Annotated in this window: 14 protein-coding genes; 7 read left to right on the top strand and 7 right to left on the bottom strand. The window is 68.8% G+C overall.

Annotation, left to right across the window (positions count from 1 at the left end):
* The first annotated feature begins 88 nt into the window (after positions 1 to 88).
* Positions 89 to 706, top strand: a complete 618-nt coding sequence (locus AC5Y5B_RS00495; protein ID WP_112634595.1) for an ANTAR domain-containing response regulator — start codon at positions 89 to 91, stop codon at positions 704 to 706.
* Positions 707 to 848: 142 nt separating this feature from the next.
* Here the strand turns inward: AC5Y5B_RS00495 and AC5Y5B_RS00490 are convergent, their stop codons facing one another.
* Both AC5Y5B_RS00490 and AC5Y5B_RS00485 read right to left on the bottom strand, forming a co-directional pair.
* Complete coding sequence (locus AC5Y5B_RS00490; protein ID WP_500002617.1) at positions 849 to 2,051, bottom strand: lipid-transfer protein; 1,203 nt, start codon at positions 2,049 to 2,051, stop codon at positions 849 to 851.
* Positions 2,048 to 2,503 carry a Zn-ribbon domain-containing OB-fold protein gene (locus tag AC5Y5B_RS00485; protein ID WP_500002613.1) on the bottom strand — a complete coding sequence of 152 codons (456 nt, stop codon included), beginning with the start codon at positions 2,501 to 2,503 and terminating at the stop codon, positions 2,048 to 2,050. The genes AC5Y5B_RS00490 and AC5Y5B_RS00485 overlap by 4 nt, the downstream gene beginning before the upstream one ends.
* Before the next feature lie 164 nt (positions 2,504 to 2,667).
* On the opposite strand from AC5Y5B_RS00485, the gene polA reads away from it, so the two are divergent.
* From polA to coaE, 3 genes are all read left to right on the top strand, one after another.
* A complete protein-coding gene (polA, locus tag AC5Y5B_RS00480; RefSeq protein ID WP_165821862.1) occupies positions 2,668 to 5,328 on the top strand; it encodes a DNA polymerase I in 2,661 nt (886 codons plus the stop codon).
* 226 nt (positions 5,329 to 5,554) lie between these two features.
* Positions 5,555 to 6,991: a 30S ribosomal protein S1 gene (rpsA, locus tag AC5Y5B_RS00475; RefSeq protein ID WP_112634591.1), complete on the top strand. Its 1,437-nt coding sequence runs from the start codon at positions 5,555 to 5,557 to the stop codon at positions 6,989 to 6,991.
* 6 nt (positions 6,992 to 6,997) lie between these two features.
* Positions 6,998 to 8,212 (top strand): dephospho-CoA kinase, encoded by a 1,215-nt coding sequence (coaE, locus tag AC5Y5B_RS00470; RefSeq protein WP_500002612.1) that lies wholly within the window; start codon positions 6,998 to 7,000, stop codon positions 8,210 to 8,212.
* On the opposite strand, the gene AC5Y5B_RS00465 is transcribed toward coaE, so the two are convergent.
* The 5 genes from AC5Y5B_RS00465 to AC5Y5B_RS00445 all read right to left on the bottom strand — a co-directional run bounded on the left by AC5Y5B_RS00465 (position 8,209) and on the right by AC5Y5B_RS00445 (position 13,805).
* Entirely contained in the window at positions 8,209 to 8,616 is a 408-nt protein-coding gene (locus AC5Y5B_RS00465; RefSeq protein ID WP_112634589.1) for a hypothetical protein, read from the bottom strand. The two genes, coaE and AC5Y5B_RS00465, sit on opposite strands and share 4 nt — an antisense overlap.
* 48 nt (positions 8,617 to 8,664) lie before the next feature.
* The gene (locus AC5Y5B_RS00460; protein ID WP_500002607.1) at positions 8,665 to 9,450 is read right to left on the bottom strand and encodes an Fpg/Nei family DNA glycosylase; all 786 of its coding nucleotides are present in this window, start codon (positions 9,448 to 9,450) and stop codon (positions 8,665 to 8,667) included.
* 45 nt (positions 9,451 to 9,495) lie between these two features.
* A complete protein-coding gene (ligD, locus tag AC5Y5B_RS00455) occupies positions 9,496 to 10,494 on the bottom strand; it encodes a non-homologous end-joining DNA ligase (RefSeq protein WP_500002603.1) in 999 nt (332 codons plus the stop codon).
* On the bottom strand, positions 10,491 to 10,952 hold the full coding sequence (locus tag AC5Y5B_RS00450; RefSeq protein ID WP_165821861.1) for a ribonuclease FAU-1 family protein: 462 nt from the start codon (positions 10,950 to 10,952) through the stop codon (positions 10,491 to 10,493). Before AC5Y5B_RS00450 ends, ligD begins: the two co-directional genes overlap by 4 nt.
* Before the next feature lie 93 nt (positions 10,953 to 11,045).
* Positions 11,046 to 13,805, bottom strand: coding sequence for an FHA domain-containing protein (locus AC5Y5B_RS00445; RefSeq protein ID WP_500002601.1), 2,760 nt, complete (start codon positions 13,803 to 13,805; stop codon positions 11,046 to 11,048).
* Between the two features lie 307 nt (positions 13,806 to 14,112).
* Here AC5Y5B_RS00445 and AC5Y5B_RS00440 point away from each other — a divergent pair, with 307 nt between their 5' ends.
* The 3 genes from AC5Y5B_RS00440 (at position 14,113) to AC5Y5B_RS00430 (ending at position 19,926) form a co-directional block, all read left to right on the top strand.
* On the top strand, positions 14,113 to 16,182 hold the full coding sequence (locus tag AC5Y5B_RS00440; protein ID WP_112634455.1) for a serine/threonine-protein kinase: 2,070 nt from the start codon (positions 14,113 to 14,115) through the stop codon (positions 16,180 to 16,182).
* A 96-nt stretch (positions 16,183 to 16,278) separates the two neighbouring features.
* A complete protein-coding gene (gene uvrB / locus AC5Y5B_RS00435; protein ID WP_112634454.1) occupies positions 16,279 to 18,450 on the top strand; it encodes an excinuclease ABC subunit UvrB in 2,172 nt (723 codons plus the stop codon).
* 57 nt (positions 18,451 to 18,507) lie between these two features.
* Positions 18,508 to 19,926, top strand: a complete 1,419-nt coding sequence (locus AC5Y5B_RS00430) for an MFS transporter (RefSeq protein ID WP_500002597.1) — start codon at positions 18,508 to 18,510, stop codon at positions 19,924 to 19,926.
* The last annotated feature ends 2 nt before the right edge of the window (positions 19,927 to 19,928 follow it).

Here is a 19,928-nt window from a genome sequence, read left to right as displayed (position 1 = left end):
GCCTCCCACCATAGAGGATCAGGAGTGCTCACCCGCCTCACCGCCCCCGAGGTCGCTGGTCTGCGGCGTGCACGACACAATATTCGTTATGACAGGCCCCACGACCGACACCGACGCCGCTGTGCCGCGCCGGGTCCTGATCGCTGAAGACGAAGCGCTCATCCGCATGGATCTCGCCGAGATGCTCCGGGAGGAGGGTTACGAGATTGTCGGGGAGGCCGGCGACGGGCAGGAAGCCGTCGAGCTGGCCGAGCGTCACCAGCCCGATCTGGTGATCATGGATGTGAAGATGCCGCGCCGCGACGGCATCGACGCGGCCTCGGAGATCGCCAGCAAGCGGATCGCGCCGATCGTCGTCCTGACCGCCTTCAGCCAGCGTGACCTGGTGGAGCGGGCGCGTGACGCCGGCGCGATGGCCTATCTGGTGAAGCCGTTCACCATCAGTGACCTCATCCCGGCCATCGAGCTGGCCGTCAGTCGCTTCAGTGAGATCGCCGAGCTCGAACGCGAGGTGGCCTCGTTGTCCGACCGGCTGGAGACCCGCAAGCTCGTCGAGCGCGCCAAGGGGCTGCTGCAGAGCGAACAGGGTATGACCGAGCCCGAGGCCTTCAAGTGGATTCAACGGGCCGCGATGGACCGCAGGACCACGATGAAGCGGGTGGCCGAAGTCGTCCTGGAAACCCTCGACCCGCCCAAAGACGCCTGACCTTCGGTCATGCGCCCGGGCGACGACCGTCGAGTGTGAACGCGCGGCATCGAGTGTGCGCTGAGGGCGGCGACACGCCGACGGCAGCCGCCGTGGTTGCACACTGAAAGCCGTGGTTGCACAACAACAGAGGCCGTAGCCCTTAACGCGCGACGATCACCGACGAGCCGTGGCCGAACAGCCCCTGATTCGCGGTCACCCCGACCGTGGCGTTCTCCACCTGCCGGCCGGTGGCCTGGCCCCGCAGCTGCCAGGTCAGCTCGCAGACCTGAGCGATCGCCTGCGCGGGAATCGCCTCGCCGAAGCACGCCAGCCCGCCCGAGGGGTTGACCGGGACCCTGCCGCCGATCGTGGTCGCGCCGCTGCGCAGCAGCTCCTCCGCCTCGCCCTTGGCGCACAGCCCCAGGTGCTCGTACCAGTCGAGTTCGAGCGCGGTGCTCAGGTCGTAGACCTCGGCCAGGCTCACGTCCTCGGGTCCGATGCCCGCCTCGGCGTAGGCCGCGTCGAGGATCTGATCCTTGAACACCCGCTCCGGTGCGGCCACGGCGGCGGTGGAATCCGTTGCGATGTCCGGCAATTCGGGAAGATGCTGCGGATACCGCGGCGTGACCGTGCTGACCGCGCGCACCGACGGCACGCCCTCGAGCGAGCCGAGGTGCTTGCGGGCGAACTCGGCGCTGGCCACGATCAGCGCCGCGGCGCCGTCGGAGGTGGCGCAGATGTCGAGCTGGCGCAGCGGGTCGGACACCACCGGGCTGGCCAGCACATCCTCGATGGACGATTCCTTGCGGTAGCGGGCATTCGGGTTCTGCAGGCCGTGCGCGGAGTTCTTCACCTTCACCGCGGCGAAGTCCTCGGACGTCGCGCCGTAGAGGTCCATGCGGCGGCGCGCGAGCAGCGCGAAGTACACGGGGTTCATCGCGCCGATCAAGTGGAAGCGCTGCCAGTCGGGGTCGTTTTTGCGCTCACCGCCGACCGGGGCGAACGCGCCCTTGGGTGTGGTGTCCGCCCCGATCACCAGCGCGACGTCGCAGAAGCCCGCCAGGATGTGGGCGCGCGCGCTCTGCAGCGCCTGCGAGCCGCTGGCGCAGGCCGCGTAGCTGGAGCTGACCGGCACGCCGTTCCAGCCCAGCTTCTGCGCGAAGGTCGACCCCGCGATGAAACCCGGGTAGCCGTTGCGGATGGTGTCGGCGCCGGCCACCAGCTGGATCTGTTGCCAGTCCAGCCCGGCCTCGGCCAGCGCGGCGCGCGCGGCGACCACGCCGTATTCGGTGAAGTCGCGGCCCCATTTGCCCCAGGGATGCATGCCGGCGCCCAGGATGTAGAGCGGTTCGGGAGTGCTCATTTCGCGATCCTCCAGGCGTGCACCAGGCGTTCGACGCCGTCGGCGTCGGTGAACAAGGTCATGGTGGTCAGCTCCATTTGCATGCCGACCTTCAGATCGGCCGCCAGCGTGCCCTCGACCACCTTGCCGAGCACGATGATGCCCTCGTCGGCCAGCTCCACCGCGGCGATGGCGAACGGCTCGAACGGGTCAGCCGCCGGGTAGGGCGCGGGCGGCGGGTACCGGTTCTCGGTGTAGCTCCACAGCGTTCCCCGGGTCGACAGGGCGACGGATTCCAGGGTGTCGCTGGCGCAGGCCGGGTTGGGGCAGTTGTTCTCCCGCGGCGGGAAGACATAGGTGCCGCACTCGGGGCACTTGCTGCCGATCAGATAGGGGCTACCGGCCCCGTCAGTAGTCGAGTCGGCGCCGAACCATCCGTCGATCGCGGGTTCTTGACTGGTGACCTCTGGCACCCGGCCAGACTACCCAGCCCCAACGCAAAACTGAAACGTGTTGCAGTTCTGCCGGCGGCACGGTCGGGACGCCTACCGCGTCACACCGGGTGCCTAGAGTGAGACCCGTGCCCGCCACGAAAACTACCCCGAAGGCCAGCGAGGAACAGACCACGCCGACGCTCATGCTGCTGGACGGCAACTCGCTGGCGTTTCGGGCGTTTTATGCGCTGCCCGCCGAGAACTTCAAAACCCGCGGCGGGCTGACCACCAACGCGGTCTACGGCTTCACCGCCATGCTGATCAACCTGCTGCGCGACGAAGCCCCGACCCACATCGCCGCGGCGTTCGACGTGTCACGCCAGACGTTCCGCTCCGAGCGCTACCCGGAGTACAAGGCCAACCGGTCGGCGACGCCCGACGAGTTCCGCGGCCAGATCGACATCACCAAGGAAGTCCTCGCGGCGTTGGGCATCACCGTGCTGGCCGAGGAGGGTTTCGAGGCCGACGACCTCATCGCGACGCTGGCCACCCAGGCCGAGCGCGAGGGCTACCGCGTGCTGGTGGTCACCGGCGACCGCGACTCGTTGCAGTTGGTCAGCGACAACGTGACGGTGCTGTATCCGCGCAAGGGGGTCAGCGAGCTGACCCGCTTCACCCCGGATGCCGTCGTCGAGAAGTACGGGTTGACGCCGCAGCAATATCCCGACTTCGCCGCCCTGCGCGGCGACCCCAGTGACAACCTGCCCGGCATTCCCGGCGTGGGGGAGAAGACCGCCTCCAAGTGGATCGGCGAATACGGGTCGCTGCAGGCGCTGGTCGACAACGTCGACTCGGTGCGCGGCAAGGTGGGTGACGCGCTGCGCGCCCACCTGGCCAGCGTGATCCGCAACCGCGAGCTGACCGATCTCGTCAAAGACGTGCCACTGGCCCAGACCCCGGACACGCTGCGGCTGCAACCGTGGGACCGCGACCAGATCCACCGGCTCTTCGACGACCTGGAGTTCCGGGTGCTGCGGGACCGGCTGTTCGAAACCCTGGCCGCGGTGGAGCCCGAGGTCGACGAGGGCTTCGACGTGCGCGGCGGCGCGCTGGAGGCCGGCGAGCTGGCCGTGTGGCTGGCCGAGCACAGCTCGGGCAAGCGGTTCGGCCTGGCCGTCGTCGGGACGCATTTGGCCTACGACGCCGACGCCACCGCGCTGGCCATCGTGTCCGCCGACGGCGAGGGCCGCTACATCGACACTTCCACGCTGGATCCCGAAGACGAAGCGGCACTGGCGTCGTGGCTGGCCGACCCGGGCCCACCCAAGGCGTTGCACGAAGCCAAGCTGGCGATGCACGACCTGGCCGGACGGGGCTGGACGCTGGCCGGCGTCACCTCCGATACCGCGCTGGCGGCCTACCTGGTGCGCCCCGGGCAGCGCAGCTTCTCCCTCGACGACCTCTCGCTGCGCTACCTGCGCCGCGAACTGCGTGCGGAAAACCCTGAACAGCAACAACTTTCGCTGCTCGACGATGACGAGGGCACCGACGATCAGGCGGTGCAGACGCTGATCCTGCGGGCCGTGGCGGTGCTGGATCTCGCCGACGCCCTCGACGAGGAGCTGGCCCGCATCAACTCCACCTCGCTGCTGAGCGGCATGGAGCTGCCGGTGCAGGCCGTGCTGGCGGGCATGGAAAACGCCGGCATCGCAGTCGATTTGGACCTGCTCACCGAACTGCAAAGCGATTTCGCCCAGCAGATCCGGGATGCGGCCGAGGCGGCGTACGCGGTGATCGGCAAGCAGATCAACCTGGGCTCGCCCAAACAGTTACAGGCGGTGCTCTTCGACGAGCTGGAGATGCCGAAGACCAAGCGCACCAAGACCGGATACACCACCGACGCGGACGCCTTGCAATCGCTCTTCGACAAGACCGGCCATCCGTTCCTGCAGCATCTGCTGGCCCACCGCGATGCCACCCGGCTCAAGGTCACCGTCGACGGACTGCTGAATTCGGTTGCCTCGGACGGACGCATCCACACCACGTTCAACCAGACCATCGCCGCGACGGGCAGGTTGTCGTCGACCGAGCCGAACCTGCAGAACATCCCGATCCGCACCGAGGCGGGCCGGCGAATACGCGACGCGTTCGTGGTCGGCGACGGCTACAGCGAGCTGATGACGGCCGACTACAGCCAGATCGAGATGCGGATCATGGCTCACCTGTCCAAGGACGAGGGCCTGATCGAGGCGTTCAACACGGGGGAGGATCTGCACTCCTTCGTCGCGTCGCGGGCGTTCGGCGTCCCGATCGAGGAGGTCACCGCCGAGCTGCGCCGGCGGGTCAAGGCGATGTCGTACGGCCTGGCCTACGGGCTGAGCGCCTACGGGCTGTCCGCCCAACTCAAGATCTCGACCGAAGAAGCCAAAGATCAGATGGAGCAGTACTTCGCCCGGTTCGGCGGGGTGCGCGACTACCTGATGGACGTCGTCGACCAGGCCCGCAAGGACGGGTACACGTCGACGGTCTTCGGCCGCCGTCGCTACCTGCCCGAGCTCGACAGCAGTAACCGTCAGGTGCGCGAGGCCGCCGAGCGGGCCGCGCTCAACGCGCCCATCCAGGGCAGCGCGGCCGACATCATCAAGGTGGCGATGCTCGAGGTCGACAAGGCCATCAAAGCCGCCGGGCTGTCCTCCCGGATACTGCTGCAGGTGCACGACGAGCTGCTGTTCGAGGTTGCGCCCGGCGAGCGGGAACAGCTCGAAGCGCTGGCCCGCGAGAAGATGGGCGGCGCCTACCCGCTCGACGTTCCGCTGGAGGTGTCGGTGGGCTACGGCCGCTCCTGGGACGCCGCGGCGCACTGACCACGCGTCCAAGCTTCGAGCACATACTTGCTGATCAATTGGCCGCCGAGCGTAACGTCACGGCGAAGAATCGCGGCGAAAATTCGCCGAGGCGTTACCTTCGGCGCGACCGTTCGCCCAGCGGCGCCGGTGCTGGGTTTGGCCAGCATGAGCCCAGTCGAGTAGCCTCGACAGGTAAATCCAGAATTGTCCCTACGACCCAACCTGTCCGGAGCAACCCAACAATATGCCGAGTCCCGCCGTCACCTCGCCGCAAGTAGCCGTCAACGACATTGGCTCGAGCGAGGACTTTCTCGCCGCAATAGACAAAACGATCAAGTACTTCAACGATGGCGACATCGTCGAAGGCACGATCGTCAAAGTGGACCGGGACGAGGTGCTCCTCGATATCGGCTACAAGACCGAAGGGGTCATCCCCGCCCGCGAACTCTCCATCAAGCACGATGTCGACCCCAACGAGGTCGTTTCCGTCGGTGATGAGGTCGAAGCCCTGGTCCTCACCAAGGAGGACAAAGAGGGTCGCCTGATCCTGTCCAAGAAGCGCGCGCAGTACGAGCGCGCCTGGGGCACCATCGAGGCGCTCAAGGAGAAGGACGAGGCCGTCAAGGGCACCGTCATCGAGGTGGTCAAGGGTGGCCTGATCCTCGACATCGGGTTGCGTGGCTTCCTGCCCGCCTCGCTGGTCGAGATGCGCCGCGTCCGCGACCTGCAGCCGTACATCGGCAAGGAGATCGAAGCCAAGATCATCGAGCTGGACAAGAACCGCAACAACGTGGTGCTGTCGCGCCGCGCGTGGCTGGAGCAGACCCAGTCCGAGGTGCGCAGCGAGTTCCTCAACCAGCTGCAAAAGGGTGCCATCCGCAAGGGTGTCGTCTCCTCCATCGTCAACTTCGGCGCGTTCGTCGACCTCGGCGGTGTGGACGGTCTGGTGCACGTCTCCGAGTTGAGTTGGAAGCACATCGACCACCCGTCCGAGGTCGTTCAGGTGGGCGACGAGGTCACCGTCGAGGTCCTGGACGTCGACATGGACCGCGAACGGGTTTCGTTGTCGCTCAAGGCGACTCAGGAAGACCCGTGGCGCCACTTCGCTCGCACCCACGCCATCGGCCAGATCGTGCCCGGCAAGGTCACCAAGCTGGTTCCCTTCGGTGCGTTCGTGCGGGTCGAGGAGGGCATCGAGGGCCTGGTGCACATCTCCGAGCTGGCCGAGCGTCACGTCGAGGTGCCCGACCAGGTGGTCGCCGTCGGCGACGACGCGATGGTCAAGGTCATCGACATCGACCTGGAGCGCCGCCGAATCTCGTTGTCGCTCAAGCAGGCCAACGAGGACTACACCGAGGAGTTCGACCCGGCGAAGTACGGCATGGCCGACAGCTACGACGAGCAGGGCAACTACATCTTCCCCGAGGGCTTCGATTCCGAGACCAACGAATGGCTCGAGGGATTCGACAAGCAGCGCGCCGAGTGGGAGGCCCGCTACGCCGAGGCCGAGCGCCGGCACAAGATGCACACGGCGCAGATGGAGAAGTTCGCCGCCGCCGAGGCCGCCGGGCACGCCGAGCAGTCGCCGGGCAACGGTGCGCGCGAGGAGAAGGCGGGCGGATCGCTGGCCAGCGACGCCCAATTGGCCGCGCTGCGGGAGAAACTCGCCGGCAACGCCTAATCGCGGATGCTGCGTATCGGGTTGACCGGTGGCATCGGCGCCGGTAAATCGGCGCTGTCGTCCACGTTCGCGCGGCGCGGTGCCGTCATCGTCGACGGTGACGTCATCGCGCGTGAGGTGGTCCAGCCCGGAACCGAGGGCCTGGCCGCGCTGGTCGAGGCGTTCGGGAGCGACATCCTGCTCGCGGACGGATCGCTGGATCGGCCGGCGTTGGCGGCCAAGGCGTTTCGCGACGACGAGGCACGCAAGACGCTGAACGGGATTGTCCACCCCCTGGTGGGCAATCGCCGTTCGGAGATCATCGCGTCGGTGCCCGAGGATTCCGTGGTGGTCGAGGACATCCCGCTGCTGGTGGAATCCGGGATGGCCCCGCTGTTCCCGCTCGTCGTCATCGTGTTCGCCGACGTCGAGGTGCGGCTGCGGCGGCTGGTCGACCAGCGCGGCATGGCCGAGGAAGACGCGCGGGCGAGGATCGCTGCGCAGGCCAGCGACGAGCAGCGCCGCGCGGTCGCCGACATCTGGCTGGACAACTCGGGCACCCCCGAGGAGTTGGCGCGGCGCGCCGAGGACGTGTGGGACAACCGCATCGTGCCGTTCGCGCACAACCTGAGCGCGCGCCGGATCGCCCAGGCGCCGGCCCGACTGGTGCCGCCCAACCCGAGCTGGGCCGACCAGGCGCAACGAATCGTGAACCGGTTGAAGACCAGCTGCGGTCACCGCGCCCTGCGCGTCGATCACATCGGCTCGACGGCCGTACCGGACTTTCCGGCCAAGGACGTCATCGACATCCAGATCACCGTCGAATCCCTCGCCGTCGCCGACGAACTCGTCGAACCGTTGCTGGCCGCCGGGTACCCGCGGATCGAGCGGATCGTCGAAGACGTCGCCAAGACCGACGCCCGTAGCACCGTGGGCCGCTACGACCGCCAGGACGATCCAGCCCTGTGGGCCAAGCGAATTCACGCCTCGGCGGATCCCGGTCGGCCCACCAATGTGCACATCCGGGTCGACGGCTGGCCCAATCAGCAGTTCGCCCTGCTGTGCGTGGACTGGCTCAAAGCCAATCCCGCTGTGCGCGCCGAGTATCTGACCGTAAAACGCAGAGCCGACAGCACTGGCGGCGGAGACATCCTGCGCTATGTCGAGGCCAAGGAGCCGTGGTTCCTCGACGCCTACCGGCGGGCCTGGGAGTGGGCCGACTCGTCGGGCTGGAAGCCCTAGCCGGGCAGGGGCGCCCCGCACTGCAGCGCCCCGTTATTGGGGTCGGCGCTTCCCGCCACCGCCCTGACCATCTGGTCGGCCTGGACGAAAACGTTGTCGTCCACATCGATTTCACAGTGCACGTTCGCCGCGTACGGGAAGCGCACCACGATGCGCATGCCGGCCTGTTGCGGGTCGGGCAACACCGTGTCGGCCTCGAATGCGTTGCCGGGCATCGAGCTCAGCCCGGCCGTGTTCGTCTGACCGCCGTTGATCACGAAGGTGGCCTGGCTGCCGGTCGTGACCCCGTCGATCCTGGCCCGGTAGGTGATGTTGTGCAGATCCGCCCGTGCCGTCGCAGCATTCACCACGGCGATCGCGGTCACGGCGGCGATCGGTAACAGCCGGCGGGCTTTGCAGCTCATAGCCGCTGACATTACAACCAGCCCGATCGGGTGGCCAGATCGTTTGCCCTACGGCTGGCAGTGCGGGCACCACAGCGTCGTGCGGCCACCCACCCGGGCACGCGCGAGCCGGGTGCCGCAGCGCGGGCAGTGCGGGTCCGGTTCGTCACGCACCCCGGTCAGCCAGCGCGGCAGGCCCGGGACCCGGCCATGCCGCACCGCGGTCTTCAGCACCTGCGTCATCGCGCGATGCAGGCCCCTCACGTCGTCGTCGACCAGCTTCGTAATCGGCAGGGTGGGACGAAGTTTGGCCCGCCAACAGATCTCGTCGGTCAGCAGATTGCCGAGCCCGGCGATCACCGACTGGTCCATCAGCGTGGGCTTCAGCCGCCGCGATCGCGCCGATCGCCGGCCCACCACGTCGCGGAACTCGCGCAGGTCCAGCGCCAGCGCGTCGGGGCCTTGAGGACCGGTGACATGGGCGATATCGTCCGGATCGTCGGCCAGCCACACGCCGCGCAATTTGCGGAGGTCGGCATAGCGCAGCTCGCCCTCGTCCAGCGAGAGGGCCAGTCGCTCGTAGGGGTCATGGGCGGCGTCGTCGGCGGCGTAGTACGGTCGGCCCGTCATCCCGCTGTGGATCAGCAGCGTCGAGCCGTCGGTGGGCAGCACCAGCCACTTGCCGTGCCGGCGTGGATCGGCAAAGCGCCGCCCGGTCAAGCGGCGGGCCAGCGTCGTCGCGGTGGCGTTTCGCAGCACACCGGGATCGTGCACCTGCACGTGCCGGATCCGCCGTCCCGGCAGTGCGGCGGCCAGTTGCCGCCGAAACCCTTCCACGTCAGGCAATTCAGGCATGCGGCTGCGGCGGTGGTTGTCCCGGCCCTGCTTCAAGGCCGGGCATCAGCGTGTCTCCCTGACCACCTCGGTGGGGGCCTTGTCGGTGCGCACACCGAGATAGCGTGGATGGCGGAGCTTTCCGTCGCGGGTCCATTCGCTGAAGCCGATCTCGACCACCAGCTCGGGGCGAACCCACCGCGCACCGGTCTCGCGCACCGCGCCCCGCACAAACGGCGACGCGTCTTGCGCGAGGGCCGAGAGCCGCTCGTGCAAGCGGTGCAGTGTGGCGTCGTCGAAACCGGTGCCGACCTTGCCGGCGTAGCGCAACTCATCGCCCTGGTAATACCCCAGCAGCAGCGCGCCTAACTCCACTCGGCTGCCCTTCGGGCCGGTGTAGCCACCGACCACGAATTCCTGGTCGCGCACGCATTTGAACTTCAGCCACGTGCGCGAGCGACCGCCTGCATAGGTGGAGTCGGCCAGTTTGGCGATCACCCCTTCGTCACCGCGCGCGCACGCGGCCCGGTAGACGGCGATCCCGTCCTCGACGCGGTGCGGCGCGTAGCGCAGCGGGTCGGTGAAATCGATCGCCTTGCGCAGCAACCTCTTACGCCACAACAGGGGCACGTCGACGGTGGATTCGCCATCGAGATGCAGCAGGTCGAAGACGTAGTAGAAGACACGCACCGGGGAGGCGCGGGCCAGTTCGGGGTCGGTGATGCCCAGCCGGCCCTGCAACCGGGCAAAGCTGGTCCGGCGACCCTCGAACGCCACCACCTCGCCGTCCACGACGAAGCGAGTGGTGCGCTGGGCGGCGAGCGCATCCACCAGCTCAGGATAGGTTCCGTTGAGCGGCTGACGGTTTCGCGACAACAGCCGTATCCGGTCGCCGTCGCGAAACGCCAGGCAGCGCATGCCGTCGAACTTGCGCTCGAAGATCCAGTGCGGATCGCAGAATCGATCCTCGGTGAGCGTGGCCAGGGTGGGGGCCCGCCAGTCCGGCACGGGCTCGTCGCGCAGCGCCGCGCGCACCGCGGGAGGCAGACCGGCGAAGTCCGTCATGACCCGTCCGGCGATGCGGGCCGCCCGCGCCAAGTCAACTCCATGCCGTGGTGTGCCAGCCACCGCGACAGGTCATAGCTGTTGTGGGCCAGCCCGTCGACGGCGGCCACCGCGCGCCGCACCGCCTGCGCGGCGACCTCGGGGGTCAGCAGGCCGTGGCGGACGGCGTCCAGCAGCTCGTCGACGTCGGTGAGGTCCGCCCCGATGCCGGTGCGGACCTCGATGTCCAGGTAGTGGTCCTCGGAATGCCACGCGGTGGGGCCGGGCGAGTATTCGCCGACATCGAGGTAGAAATCGAGGTCGCGTTCGTGGCCGGGGTTGAAGTGAAACACCGTGGCGCGCAACCCCAACGACGGCAGCAGCCACGACTCGAGGTAATGGAACTGCGCGCGACCGGGAGTGGGCCGGGCGACGTAGAGGCCCCACGGGTGCACGGCGTACTCGTCGACGGTCCGCACGATGCCCTTGGGATCGGTGTTCGTGCGGGCCACCAGGTCGAACGTCTCGTGCTTGGGCGGGTGAATGGTGTCACCCTACCGCCGGCGGGCTCGTTACCGGCGCAACCGGATCTTCCATCGCACGAAGCCGGCGTAGAAGATCGACAAGGCGGCGAGCATGCCCATGTCGAGCAGCCACATCTTCGGCGTGTGCTGCCAGAACCGGTCCTGGGACAGCAGAGTGTCGGGCACCAGGTGACGCAGATCCACCGTCGACGACGCCGCGGCGTAGCCCCACCGCGCCGGCATCGCCCACGACAGCTGGTTCAGGCCGAGCCGCCCGGTCACCGGCACCATCCCGCCGCACAGCACCAACTGCGCCATCACCGCCACCACGAACAGCGGCATGATCTGCTCGCTGGAGCGCACCAGCGACGAAATCGCCAGTCCCAGAACGGCCGAGGCGACGCACGTCGCCGCGACGGTGGCGAACAGTTCGACGGTGGCCCCGACGCTCGAGTGGCCGAACAGCACCGCGCCGCGCGTCGGGGCGCTCTTGCCGATCACCACGATCGCCGTCACGATCGCCGACTGCAGTATCGCGAACCCGCAGAACACCGCGCTCTTGGCGAGCAGGTAGGCGGTCGTCGACAGGCCCACCGCCTGCTCACGCTGGAAGATGGCGCGCTCGCCGACCAGGTCGCGAATTGTCAAGGCGGTGCCCATGAATGCCGCGGCCGGCATCAGCAGGGCCAGTATCTGCGCGGCCTCATCGGGCGTCCCCGCGTTCGGTGCGGGAACGTGAAAGCCGTTGCTGCCCGGGACGGTCAACGACAGCGAGCCCAAAATGAACGGCAGCAGCGCCAGGAAGACGAAGTACGCGCGGTCGGCGATCACCAGGCGAACCTGCCGTCGGGCGATCGTCGAAATCTGGCGCCGCACGCTGGTGTGCACCGGTTCCCCGAGGCTGCTCGGCTCGTCGGTCTTGTCCGGCAGGTACCGCTGCGGCCGCTTCTGGGCCTCGTTCTGTTCCAGGAAGCGGCGATTGGCTTCTTCCGGGTCGGCGCCCACCTGGGTGAAGATCTTCGCCCAGTTGGTGGTGCCCATCGCCCCACCGATCTGGTCCGGCGCGCCGCAGTAGGCGGTCTTCCCGCCGGGGGCCATCAGCAGCACCTGGTCGCAGACGTCCAGGTAGGACAGCGAGTGCGTCACCACCAGCACGACCCGGCCGGCGTCGGCCAGCTGCCGCAGCATCGTCATGACCTGCAGATCCAGCGCGGGATCCAGCCCGGAGGTCGGCTCGTCGAGGATCAGCAGCGAGGGCCCTGTCAGCAGTTCCAGGGCCACCGAGGCGCGTTTGCGCTGCCCGCCGGAGAGCTTTTCGACGCGGGTGTCGGCGTGCCGGGTCAGGTCGAGTTCCTCGAGCACCTGGGCGACCACCCGCGCCCGGTCGGCCTTGCTGGTGTCGGGCGGCAGCCGCAGCTCGGCGGCGTAACCGAGCGCCTGGTTGATGGTCAGCTGGCGGTGCACCACGTCGTCCTGCGGGACGATGCCGATCCTGCTGCGCAGGGACGCGTATTCGGCGTGAATGTTGTGTCCCTCGAACGTCACTGAGCCCGACGTCGGGGTGGTGTATCCGGCGATCAGCCGGGCCAGCGTGCTCTTGCCCGCACCCGAACCGCCGATGACGGCGGTCAGCGTGCCGGGTCGCGCGGTCAGCGAGATGTCGTCGAGCAACTGCTTGCCGTTGTCGACGACGTAGCCGACGTTGCGCACCTCCAGGCCGCCGGTGCGGGTGGCGGCGCCGCCGCGTTCGGTCAGGGTGCCGTCGCGGAACACCAGGTCGACGTTGCCGATGGTGACGATGTCGTCCTCGGACAGGATGGCCGACCCGACCCGGGTGCCGTTGACGAACGTCCCGTTGACGCTGTTGTCGCGGATCTCGGTGCCCAGCTGAGTGGGCACCAGCATGGCGTGCTGACGGGAGGCCAACACGTCGGAGACGACGATGTCGTTCTCGGCGGCCCGGCCGATCGTCATGGCGCCGACGGTGCCCGCGGCGGACGACGCGCGCGGCGAGAGCAATTTCACAAAACGCGTCGCCAGGTTCGACACGTCGGCCGTCTTGGCGTCGATCACCGTGAATTCCGCTGCGGGCGTTGCGGCTACCGGTGGTGGGGAGTCGGTTTCGCTCGCGGGGGGCGGGGTGACCTGCAGCCTTGCCGGTGAGCCGGGGTCGATGACGGTCCGCTCCTCGGGCGGCGTGCCGCGCGGCGCCGGTGGCGGCGGGATGCGGGGCGGTGGCGCCTGGCGAGGCGGCACCGCCGGCTGTCGCGGGGGCGCGTTCGGCGGCCTCGCCGGTTGCCACGGTGGCATGGGGCGCGACGGCGCGGCCTGCGGGCCGCCGCGGGCCGCGCCCCTGTTCGGGCCGCCGGGCCGGCCCTGCGGGGGTCGCGGCGGGTGCGTCGGATTCGTTTGCTCGGCAAGCGCGCCCCAGGCCAGGGTCGGCGGCCCGGAATCGTGACTCGGCCGGGTCCGTGGCGGCTGGCCGGCATGACCCTGCTGTGGACCGACCGCGAAGGTCAGCCGGGGCCCCTGCGGGTTTCCGAGGTGAATGCTCTGCCCGTCGTGAATGTCGACCACCGGCATCCGGTAGCCGTTGAGGTAGGTCCCGTTCAGCGAGCCGTTGTCGATTGCCAGCCAACGGCCTTGATCGAACCGCAGGATCAGATGCGCGCGAGAGATCCGCGGATCGGCGATGCGCACATCGGCCTGCGCGTCGCGCCCGACGACCACCTCGTGGCCGGCCGCGAAGGATCGCTGGGACCCGTCGTGCCGGATTGTCAGGATGGGCGGGGCGGGTCGAGTCACCACTCAAGTATCGACCAGCGTTGGTAGTGCCCTCTATTGGAGCCGCCTGTGACTTCCCTTTGTCTCGATGCGGCCACTCATAGCCTCCTCATAGCCTGCTGAGACGAATCGCCTACTGCCGTGCGGCATTATTCGAACGAAAGGGGTGCAAGAAGGGTTGCGTCCGCGCGCGTCGTGCACACTGTTGTGCCGGCGGCGACGCAGACGGCGTAGAGGGCCCAATCGCGATGCGCATGCCCGGGGTGCTGCGATCCGCATCACAGTGCGGGACACCGGGGGCGGCGCCGGGACACGAGGGGGCGGGGCATTGATGAACGAGCACAAGGGAACTACTCGGCGCATCGGCGCCGGGCGACGGCTGAGCCCGCGACAAGCGCGGGAGGCGTTGCGGGCGGGCTTTCACTCGTTGCCCGCCATGCCGATCGGGCAGCTGTTCCGCCGGATACCACCGGTCGATTCGGCCCCGCACGCGGAACCCGCCGTCGCGCAACGGCTCAACGAGTCGAGCGGGCAGCGCCTTGCCGTGGGCAACGGCGCCTCGTTCGCCGGTTACACGATCTTGCGGCAACTCGGCGCCGGCGGCATGGCCGAGGTTTACCTGGCGTTGCACCCCCGGCTGCCCCGCCGCGACGTGATCAAGGTGCTCGCCGAGGCGGTGACCGCCGACCCCGAGTTTCGCGAAAGGTTCAACCGCGAGGCCGATCTCGCCGCGACACTGTGGCACCCGCACATCGTGGGCGTGCACGACCGGGGTGAATTCAACGGGCACCTGTGGATTTCGATGGATTATGTCGAGGGCACCGACGCCTCCCGGCTGGTCAAGGAGAACTACGCCGAGGGGATGCCGATCCACGAGGTGTGCGCCATCGTGCACGCGGTGGCGGGCGCGCTGGACTACGCCCACGACCGTGGCCTGCTGCACCGCGACGTCAAACCGGCCAACATCTTGCTCACCCATCCCGAAGCGGGGGAGCGTCGAATCCTGTTGGCCGACTTCGGTGTCGCGCGCCACCTGGGCGATATCAGCGGGATCACCGAAACCAACGTCGCCGTCGGAACGGTGGCCTATGCCGCGCCCGAGCAGCTGACGGGTTCGCCCATTGACGGTCGGGCCGACCAATACGCCTTGGCCGCAACGGCTTTCCACCTCCTCACCGGCGCGCCGCCGTTCCAGCATTCCAACCCGATCGCGGTGATCAGCCAGCACCTGCACGAGGACCCGCCGCGGCTCAGCGATTTCCGCCCCGATCTGGCCGAGCTCGACGGGGTGTTCGCCCGGGCCCTCGCCAAGCGACCCGAGGACAGGTTCGAGCGGTGCCGCGCGTTCGCCACCGCCGTCAGCGAGTCCTTCGGCGCCGTCGGCGACTCCGGGCGGGGCGCCGCCGCCGGCGCCGTCGTAGCGACCGGGCATCGCAGGCGCGGACCGGTGCACATGATTGCCATTCTGGGGCAACGGGTTTCGTCGAAAGCGCGCTGGGCGACCGCGCTGGTGTGCGCGGTGCTGATCGCCGTCGCGGCGACCTGGTCCATCCTCTACTCCGTCCAGCCCGACCCGCCCCCGAGCAACCCGGCCCTCGCCTCCAAACCGTCCGCGCCCGCCGCCAGCGCGGCACCGACCGCGGGCGGGCCGGTGCTCAACGGGACCTACCGGCTTGCCTACGACCAGACGAAGCGCACCACCAACGGCATCTCGATCCGGCACGACGGGGCCGCGACCGGCTGGTGGGCCTTCCGGTCGGTATGCACCACCAAGGGGTGTGCGGCCACCGGCACCCAGCTGGACGACGCCACCCATCAGGTGGCCGACACCACCGATGGCGGACAGGCGGACACCCTGCGCTTCGTGGGCGGCTACTGGCAGGGTGCGCCCGTGCAGCAGCGGGTGGGCTGCACTCAGCCCAATGGACAGGTGCGGGCCACGCAGCAGGAAACCATCGCGTGGTCGCTGGCGCCGCAGGCCGACGGCACCCTGCGCGGCACCCGGACCGAGACCGTGCTCAGCAACGAGTGCGGGGCCCAGGGGGCGGTGGTGCGGGTGCCCGTGGTGGCCACCCGGGCTGGCGATGTGCCGGCGACGGTGGCGTTGGGGGATCCCACCCAGGTCATCAACGCCTCGACCACCGCGTCCGCCCCGGCGCCGCCGGTGCTCGGCGGCCTTTGCAGCGACGTCGGCAAGGTCGCCTACGACCCGACCAACAACGAGCAGATCGTCTGCGAAGGCAGCAGCTGGGCCAAAGCGCCGATCACGATGGGCGTGCACGCCGCCGGCAGCTCCTGCGACCGGCCGGGCACCTCGGTGTTCGCCATGAGCACGTCCAGCGACGGCTATCTGCTGCAGTGCGATCCGGTCACCCGGACGTGGACGCGCCCGGCGGGATAGTCGGCCTGCGGGTACCCCGAGGCCAGTTTCACACCCCGCCCACCTGGTAAAACCGCCTCCAGCACACTTGTCGGTGATCGCCTCTACCCTGGTGGCATGGCATTCGCCACGGAGCATCCCGTTGTAGCGCATTCGGAATACCGGCCGGCCGAAGAGGCCGTCAAAGGGTTGGTGCGCGTCGGCGGCGACTTCAAGGTCGTCAGCCCGCACGCCCCTGCCGGCGACCAGCCGGCCGCCATCGAGGAGCTGGAACGCCGGATCAGGGCGGGGGAGCGCGACGTCGTGCTGCTCGGCGCCACCGGTACCGGCAAGTCGGCGACCACCGCCTGGCTCATCGAGCGGCTGCAGCGGCCCACCCTGGTGATGGCGCCCAACAAGACGCTGGCCGCGCAGCTGGCCAACGAGCTGCGGGAGATGTTGCCGCACAACGCCGTTGAGTACTTCGTCTCGTACTACGACTACTACCAGCCCGAGGCGTACATCGCGCAGACCGACACCTACATCGAAAAGGACAGCTCGATCAACGACGACGTGGAGCGGCTCCGGCACTCCGCGACGTCGTCGCTGCTGTCGCGCCGCGACGTGGTCGTGGTGGCGTCGGTGTCCTGCATCTACGGCCTCGGCACGCCGCAGTCGTATCTGGATCGCTCGGTCGAGTTGCGCGTCGGCAGCGACGTGCCCCGCGACGGGCTGCTGCGGCTGCTGGTCGACGTCCAGTACAGCCGCAACGACCTGTCCTTCACCCGCGGCTCGTTCCGGGTGCGCGGCGACACCGTGGAGATCATCCCGTCCTACGAAGAGCTGGCCGTGCGCATCGAGTTCTTCGGCGACGAGATCGAGGCGCTGTACTACCTGCACCCGCTGACGGGTGACGTCATCCGCCAGGTCGACTCGCTGCGGATCTTCCCGGCCACCCACTACGTCGCCGGCCCGGAGCGGATGGCGATGGCGATCTCGACGATCGAAGCGGAGCTGGCCGAGCGGCTGGCCGAGCTGGAGGGCCAGGGCAAGCTGCTTGAGGCGCAGCGGTTGCGGATGCGCACCAACTACGACATCGAGATGATGCGGCAGGTCGGCTTCTGCTCGGGCATCGAGAACTACTCGCGCCACATCGACGGCCGGGGTCCGGGCTCCCCACCGGCCACCCTGCTCGACTACTTCCCGGAAGACTTCCTGCTGGTCATCGACGAATCGCACGTCACCGTCCCGCAGATCGGCGGGATGTACGAGGGCGACATGTCGCGGAAACGCAACCTGGTCGAATACGGCTTCCGGCTCCCGTCGGCGTGCGACAACCGCCCGCTGACCTGGGAGGAGTTCGCCGACCGGATCGGGCAGACGGTGTACCTGTCGGCCACCCCCGGCCCGTACGAGCTCAGCCAGTCCGGTGGCGAGTTCGTCGAACAGGTGATCCGTCCCACCGGCCTGGTCGACCCGAAGGTGGTGGTCAAACCGACCAAGGGGCAGATCGACGACCTGATCGGCGAGATCCGCAAGCGCACCGAGGCCGACCAGCGGGTGCTGGTCACGACGCTGACCAAGAAAATGGCCGAGGACCTCACCGACTATCTGCTCGAGATGGGCATCCGGGTGCGCTACCTGCACTCCGAGGTCGACACGTTGCGCCGGGTGGAGCTGCTGCGCCAGCTGCGGCTGGGAGAGTACGACGTGCTGGTCGGCATCAACCTGCTGCGGGAAGGCCTGGACCTGCCCGAGGTGTCGCTCGTCGCGATCCTGGACGCCGACAAAGAGGGCTTCCTGCGGTCCTCGCGCAGCCTGATTCAGACCATCGGCCGCGCCGCCCGCAACGTCTCCGGTGAGGTCCACATGTACGCCGACACCATCACCGACTCGATGAAAGAGGCCATCGACGAGACGGAACGGCGCCGGGCCAAGCAGGTCGCGTACAACGAGGCGCACGGCATCGACCCGCAGCCGCTGCGCAAGAAGATCGCCGACATCCTCGACCAGGTCTACCGCGAGGCCGACGACAGCGAGACCGTGGAGATCGGCGGGTCGGGCCGCAACGCGTCCCGTGGCCGGCGCGCGCAGGGCGAGCCCGGCCGCGCCGTCAGCGCCGGTGTGTTCGAGGGTCGCGACACGGCCAGCATGCCGCGCGCCGAACTGGCCGACCTGATCAAGGACCTCACCGCGCAGATGATGGCCGCGGCGCGCGACCTGCAATTCGAGCTCGCGGCGCGGTTCCGCGACGAGATCGCCGACCTGAAAAAGGAACTGCGTGGGATGGACGCCGCCGGCCTGAAATGAGTTTGCTGGTAACCGATCTGCGGGCCCGCTCGCCGCGTGACCCCATACGGTGGAGGAGTGACCGACGCGGCGACTATCACCGGCGGCTGGCGTGAGCTGCTGGGCCCGAGGTATCTGAGGACTTCCATCCTGCTGGCCGGCGGGGTAGCGCTCTACGCCACCAACGAGTTCCTGACCACCAGCTTGTTGCCCAACACCATCGCAGAAATCGGCGGCAGCCGGCTCTACGCGTGGGTGACGACCCTATATCTCGTCGGGTCGGTGGTCGCGGCGACGATGGTCAATCCGATGCTGCTGCGCGTCGGCGCTCGGGCGTCGTATCTGCTGGGACTTGTCGTGTTCGGCATCGCCAGCCTGGTTTGCGCTGCCGCCCCGACCATGCACGTGTTGATTGCTGGACGGGCCATGCAGGGGGTGGCCGGGGGCTTGCTGGCCGGCCTGGGCTACGCGGTGATCAACTCCGCCTTGCCCCGCTGGTTGTGGACGCGGGGCTCGGCGCTGGTGTCGGCGATGTGGGGGGTCGCGACCGTCGTCGGGCCCACGACCGGCGGCCTGTTCGCGCAGTTCGGCATCTGGCGCTGGGCGTTCGTCGCGATGGCCGTCCTGACCGTGCTGATGGCGCTGCTGGTCCCGGTCGCGCTGGCCCGCGTCAGCCCCACCACCGGCGTCCCGAGGATGAGGGTGCCGGTGTGGTCGCTGCTGATCATCGGGGTGGCCGCGCTGGCCGTCAGCGTCGCGCAGATTCCGCATAACACCGCCGCGACGTATGGGCTGCTGGCGGCGGGCATCGGCCTGGTCGGCGTGTTCGTGATCGTCGACTGGCGCATGCACGCGGCCATCCTGCCGCCCAGCGTCTTCTCGCCCGGGCCGCTGAAGTGGATCTACCTCACCATGGGCGTGCTGATGGGCGCGGCGATGGTGACCACCTACGTGCCGTTGTTCGGGCAGCGACTGGCCCACCTGACGCCGATCGCGGCGGGGTTCCTGGGGGCGGCGCTCGCGGTGGGCTGGACGGTCAGCGAAATCGTCAGCGCTTCACTGGAGCACCCGCGGACGATCGGGCGGGTGGTCCTGGTGGCGCCGATGGTGGTGGCGGCGGGCCTGGCGCTGGGTGCGGTGGCACGCCACGGTGACGGTTCGGCCGGCACCGCGGCGCTCTGGGCGGTCGCGCTGCTGGTCGCCGGCATCGGGATCGGGATGGCCTGGCCGCACCTGTCGGCCCGCGCGATGGCGTCCGTCGCCGACCCGGCCGAGGGCAGCGCGGCGTCCGCGGCGATCAACACCGTGCAGCTGACCTCCGCAGCGATCGGAGCCGGGTTGGCCGGCGTCGTCGTCAACACCGCCACCGGCGGCGAGGAGATGGCGGCGCACCTGTTGTTCACGGTGTTCACCGCGTTGAGCGCCGCCGGCGTGGCGGTGTCCTACGCCGCCACGCGCGCGACGCGCCAAGCCCAGCCGGTCGCCACCAACGGCTGAAC

This window comes from Mycobacterium sp. NGS33 (assembly GCF_059812885.1).
Note: the sequence above shows the minus strand (reverse complement) of the source record. Positions and strands in the feature narration are given on the sequence as shown.